5 protein-coding genes are annotated in these 5,396 nt (G+C 68.5%); 1 reads left to right on the top strand and 4 read right to left on the bottom strand.

Annotated elements, in window-relative coordinates; translation table 11 throughout:
- A partial coding sequence (locus ABZ260_RS45585) for an alcohol dehydrogenase catalytic domain-containing protein (protein WP_355630652.1) occupies positions 1-478 on the bottom strand: 478 nt, incomplete at its 3' end.
- A 32-nt stretch (positions 479-510) separates the two neighbouring features.
- Positions 511-1,359: an oxidoreductase gene (locus ABZ260_RS45590; RefSeq protein ID WP_355630661.1), complete on the bottom strand. Its 849-nt coding sequence runs from the start codon at positions 1,357-1,359 to the stop codon at positions 511-513.
- Positions 1,360-1,441: 82 nt separating this feature from the next.
- Between ABZ260_RS45590 and ABZ260_RS45595 the strand changes: the two genes are divergently transcribed.
- The gene (locus ABZ260_RS45595; protein WP_355630655.1) at positions 1,442-2,083 is read left to right on the top strand and encodes a DNA-binding response regulator; all 642 of its coding nucleotides are present in this window, start codon (positions 1,442-1,444) and stop codon (positions 2,081-2,083) included.
- A gap of 186 nt (positions 2,084-2,269) precedes the next feature.
- Here the strand turns inward: ABZ260_RS45595 and ABZ260_RS45600 are convergent, their stop codons facing one another.
- Both ABZ260_RS45600 and ABZ260_RS45605 read right to left on the bottom strand, forming a co-directional pair.
- On the bottom strand, positions 2,270-3,760 hold the full coding sequence (locus ABZ260_RS45600; RefSeq protein WP_350965821.1) for a rhamnulokinase family protein: 1,491 nt from the start codon (positions 3,758-3,760) through the stop codon (positions 2,270-2,272).
- A gap of 117 nt (positions 3,761-3,877) precedes the next feature.
- Entirely contained in the window at positions 3,878-4,672 is a 795-nt protein-coding gene (locus ABZ260_RS45605; protein WP_355630658.1) for a hypothetical protein, read from the bottom strand.
- Positions 4,673-5,396 lie beyond the last annotated feature (724 nt).

Raw genomic sequence — 5,396 nt, forward strand, 5'->3', positions numbered from 1 at the left:
TCATTTCGCAGACGAACAGACCGCCGCCCTGTTCCCGGCAGAGGGCGCGGAACGCCGTGTTGGTTATCCCGGCCATCGGGGCGAGGACGACCGGCAGCTGCTCGGCCAGAGCGCCGGGCCACCCGCCGCGGATGCCGATCTCGAAGCGGTCCTCGCACACGTGTTGCAGCCCGCCCAGGCAGCGGCGGCACCGTCCGCAGCCGAGCATGGTGTCACCGGTGACCCGGGTGCCGATCCAGCCGTCTTCGACGCCCTCGCCGACCGAGGAGACCCTCCCGCACCACTCGTGGCCGAGTCGGATGGGGTAGCGGGCGTGATCCTCGTTGAGGTAGGCCATCTCCCCGCTGAAGAACTCCATGTCGGTGCCACACACCCCGGCCCGCTCCACGTCGACGACGACCTGCCCGGGGCCGGGGGCCGGTGGCTCGACGTCCCACACGGAGAAGCGGCGAGGCCCGGTCACGACGAACGCTCTCACGGAGGAAACCTTAGCAACGGGCACGGGATCGGTTAGCCTCGCAGGTCAGACAGGTCCTCGTCACCGAGGCTGAGATCGTGCGCCGCGAGGTTCTCCTCCAGGTGATCGAGAGAACCGGTGCCCGGAATCGCAAGCACCGACGGCGACTTCGCCAGCAGCGATGCGATCTGGACCTGCGCTGTGGTCGCGCCCAGGCGTGCTGCGACCTTGCCGAGCCGGTCGGCGTCGAGCGGGCCGCCACCGCCGAGGGGGAAGTACGGCACGTACGCGATGCCCGCTTCCTCGCATTCCGCCAGCAGTCCCATGTCACCGGTGTGCCGGTTCTGCACCGCCGCGACGGGCGCGATCGCCCGGGCCTCGGCGAGCTGCGCGGCGTCGACGTTGCTGACGCCCAGGTGCCGGATCAGCCCCTCCGCGCGGAGCTCGGCCAGCACCGCGAACCGTTCGGCGATCGATTCGCCCCCTGGTCCGGTCATCCCACCGACCCGTAGATAAACCAGGTCGAGCCGGTCCAGGCCGAGAGAGCGCAGATCCGCCTCGACCAGGCCGCGCAACTGATCAGGCGGCACCTGCTCGCTCGGCACACCGGTTGGTCCGGGCAGTGGCCCGACCTTCGTGGCGATCACCAGATCGTCACGGTAGGGGGTCAACGCCGTACGGATCAATTCGTTGGCCCGCACCGCTCCCCTGCCGTAGAAGCCCGCCGTGTCGATGTGGTTCACGCCCAGCTCCACGGCGCGCCGGAGCACGGCGATGCCACTCTCAGGAGCTCGCGGCGGGCCGTCGAAGGTGCCCATCGCCAGGCGCATCGCGCCGAAGCCGAGCCGGTTGATGGTCAGGTCTCCGCCGAGGGAGAAGGTCTCGATCGTCACGAGGCTCATCGTGTCCGCCGCCACGACGCCCAGCGAGCTCGTGGCAGCTTGCTGCCAGACTGGCGGGATGCGGAACGAACAGGTGTTCTCAGTGCGAGGGGACGCAGAGTTGATCGCGCGTGCCGGTCATCTCTTCGAGTCCGCGCAGACCGAGTTCCTCTGCGCCGCCCGGGACCTCAAGACCTGGTCGCAGCCGGAGGCCAGGGCCGCGATCCGGAACCGGATGGGTACTGCGGATGCCTCGGGCTTCACCTCTCGAAAGCTGCTCAGCCCGGTCGCGCTCGCCGACGAGGAGGCCCGGGCGCACCTGCGGCTGCTGCAGAGCAAGGGCGCTCTCGTTCGGATAGGCGGCTCCCAACTGCCGCACGAGACCATCCTCATCGACCGGCGGGTGATGATCCTTGCCGGCCGGGAGACACCCACCGGCCGCGAGTACACCGTGACGACGTCGCAGATCCTGGTCGACGGCGTCCACTCGCTGTTCCGGGCGGTCTGGGACACCGCCGTCGATCTCGACACCTGTCTGCGCAGCGACATCCCCCACCTCGATGCCGACAGCCGCATGATCCTCGAAGCCCTCGGTTCGGGACTCACCGACGAATCGGCGGCCAGACGGCTCGGCGTCTCGCTACGCACCTATCGGCGGCGCGTGGCTGAGCTGATGGCCAAGCTCGAGGCCGACTCCCGCTTCCAGGCCGGGCTGCGGGCGGGCAAGCTGGGACTATCCCGCTAAGACCGTAGTGATCGCATCCCTTCAGCGGTCTGCACGCCTGAGTACCTCGGGCCACGCGACCACCCGTCACGCCAACCCCCCCGGAGGACTTCCGGAGCCGACTACTCAGGTACGCAGGTGTCGGGGCAGGTAGGTTACCGCTCGCCGGACGGGGGTGAGAAACCGCTGGGATCGGCTGCTCCCGGGTCAGTGCTCGGTGCCGACGCTCAGCCCGGGTTCCGCGTCGACGTGGAATCTGTCTATCCCGGTGAGCTGCCGGTATCGGGAGTAGGCGATCTCGTACGGCTCCCGTTCGCGGCCGGGTGGGAACGGCCGGGGCCGGAACGAGCGGCGGACCACCTCGCGCAGTTCGGTGAGGGAGCCGATGCGGCCGTCGGCCATGGCCTGGATGAGCAGGTTTCCCACGGCGGTCGCCTCCACGGGACCGGCCAGCACGGGCCGTCCGGCGAAGTCGGCGACGAGCCGGCACAGCGTCTCGCTGGAGGCCCCGGCCCCCACGAGGTGCACGGCCTCCACCCGCCGGTCGCTGAGGAACTCGGCCTGCTCCAGGGCCCAACGGTAGGAGCAGGCGAGACTCTCCAGGACGCAGCGCACCGTCTCCGCGCGGCCGGCGGGCGGCGCCTGCCCGGTCGAGTGGCAGTAGGCCGCGATCCTCGCCGGCATGTCGCCGGGTTCGAGAAACCACGGGTGGCCGGGGTCGATCAGCGGCCCGAAGGCGGGCGTGGCGGCGGCCTCGGCGACCAGGTCCGCGTACGAGGTGCGCACGCCCCAGGATCTGCGGCACTCCTGGAGCAGCAGCAGGCCGTTGAGGGCGCGGGTGAATCGCACGGTCCCCATGACGCCGCCCTCGTTGCTGAAGCCCGCGAGCCTGGCCGCCCGGCTCGTGACCGGGGCGTCGAGCTCCAGTCCCGCCAGCGAGCGGGTGCCGCAGGAGACGTAGCCGACAGAGCCGGACGAGACGGGCAGCGCCACCGCAGCGGAGGCGGAGTCGTGTCCGGCCACCGCGACGACCACGACTCCACCCGGGCCGTCCCCGCCCTTCTCCCGCAGTGGTCCCGCGACCGTGCCCGGCTCGGTGAGCCGGTGGGCGAACAGGTGGCGGGGCAGGCCCAGGCGGGTGACAAGGCTGCTCGCCCAGCGGCCGGTCCTGACGTCCAGCAGCTGGCTGGTGCTCGCGATCGTCCGCTCGGTGACCATCTCACCGCTCAGCCAGAGGGTGAACAGGTCCGGCACCATCGCCAGGTGGTCGGCCGCCTCCAGAAGCGGCGATCCGGCGTGCGCCAGCAACTGGCAGGCCGTGGTGCCGGGCCCGGGGCGGATGCCGGTCAGCTCGTAGTGGTCCTGCCAGGAGACGAGGCCAGCCAGGCCGGAGGTGTAGGGATCGAGGTGGTGGCGGGGGTTGGCCAGCAGTCGCCCGTCACGGTCGAGGAGGGCGAAGTCGCCGCCCCAGGCGTCCACGCCCACGCTGGTGACACGACCGCGGGCGGCGGCCAGCGCGATGCCTCCGCGCGTCTGTGCGAGCAGCCCGAGCACGTCCCAGTAGAGGCCGTCGAGGACGCGGACCGGCCGGTTGGCGAAGCGGTGCACCTCCCGCACCGCGAGCCGTTCACCATCGAATTCGCCGGTCAGCACCCGGCCGCTCTCAGCTCCGAGATCCACGGCCACGTAGACGGGCACGGTCCAAGCGTAGCCGGAAAGCCCTTCCTGATATGGGTGATATGTCAGAGACGGCAGGTGAAACAGCTCATGGGGTCGTCTTTCCCTCTGGCTCTCTCCCGCGCGGCCGCGCGCTCGTCAGCGTTCGGCCAGAGCTTCTTCCAGTCCGGGGCCGCTCTTGAGGTCCTTTTCGTCGACGATCTGGCCGGGGGGTGGAGGAGCGATGGTCATCCGGGATCCCCAGCCGGTGTAACGGGTGTCGCTTTTCATGGTCAGTGACCACTTCTTGGGATATTCGGTTTTGGTGACCACCCGGTTCACGAGGCCTGTGCCGTCCGTCCAGAGCCGCCAGCCGATTCGAATCCTGGCGAAGTCGCCAGTCGGTCTGGAGGTCAGGTTCCGAAAGGACCTGGAGAGCCTGTACAGCTCGCTATAAGAGATGCTGCCCCGATAGCTGGTCAGACTGGCGGAACGGCTCCTGGCCGAACTCCGCAGCAGTGTCTTGAGCGTGACCAACTCGAACAGGTTGAGCGTCTCATCGCCGTACGCCGCTCCGATGGCCTGCGGTTCCTTCGCACTCCGGACCCACTCCTTGCCCTCGGGCAACTCCACGAGGTCGTAGCTTCCGCCGGAGAGGTAGCGCTGGCCGTCGATGATGATCGTGCGCTGCGGAGACACGATGGCGGTGTCGGTCACGACACGCTGGGTGGTGTCGCGGGCGATCAGCCCGGAGGGGCCGAACTGCAGCCTGCCGTGACGTCTGGTCGTGATCGGCTCCCCTTCGCCGAAATCGATTCGGGTGGTCTCGCTTACCTTGACACCGTGACCACTCCGGAACTGCCGCTTCAACGCGGTCACCGGGTCGGTGGGGGCCGCTCGCGCGGAGGCGGAGTCAGCGAAGACCAACATGGGCGTGAGCAGTGACACGGCCATCGGAGCAATCCATCGCCTCATGGAATCTGTTGTCCTTATGACGGGGTTGGGGGACATCCTCGTAGAAAATGATCATTTTAGAATATGGCGATGTCGAGCAGGGGAGCCAGCGGTTATCCGGCCAAGGGCAGGCGCAAAGGGGGCCACGCCGGAAATGGCGTTGGAGAGCGCCATCGAGTCGTTCTGGCGGCACGGATCCGCGAGATCTCGGCGCAAGCGCGATGGGGATCGGCAGGCGCAGCAGGTACGACGCCTTCGGTGAGAGGAGGCGCACATGTCTGAGTTGCGGAAGTCACTTCGACTTCGTCGACAAAGTAGTGATCGTCACCAGTAGAGCGACCAGGCACCTCGTGTCCTCCCCCGGACCGCACTCGCGGTCCGGGAGGCCGTTCGTCGCAGGGGACCCACCAGGTGCCGGAATGTTTAAAACGTGGTAACAGATGACGGTCCTGGATGCTCTGCTGTGACCGCCCGCGCGGGCGGGGGAGCGCCGAGATCATCGGGGCAGGTGCCGTGTAACGCTACGGAAACAGCGTGTTCATGTGCCATTGACACCCCGGGAGCTTGGTTCTACTGTCCAGCTCAACTTGTTAAATCGTTTTTCAGCAGGAGCCTGCCTGCCGCCGACTTCCTGAGGAAGCGCTTATGTTCACTGTTTCGCGAAGGTCCGCCTCGACCGCGGTCGTGGCCGGTCTGCTCTCGCTCGGGCTCGCCGCCTGCGGCG

It is taken from the genome of Streptosporangium sp. NPDC006013 (assembly GCF_040614275.1).
Taxonomy (GTDB): domain Bacteria; phylum Actinomycetota; class Actinomycetes; order Streptosporangiales; family Streptosporangiaceae; genus Streptosporangium.

Coding starts and splice junctions, on each gene's coding strand:
- ABZ260_RS45590 (WP_355630661.1), bottom strand. CDS start 1,359: ATGAGCCTCGTGACGATCGAGACCTTCTCCCTCGGCGGAGACCTGACC.
- ABZ260_RS45605 (WP_355630658.1), bottom strand. CDS start 4,672: ATGGCCGTGTCACTGCTCACGCCCATGTTGGTCTTCGCTGACTCCGCC.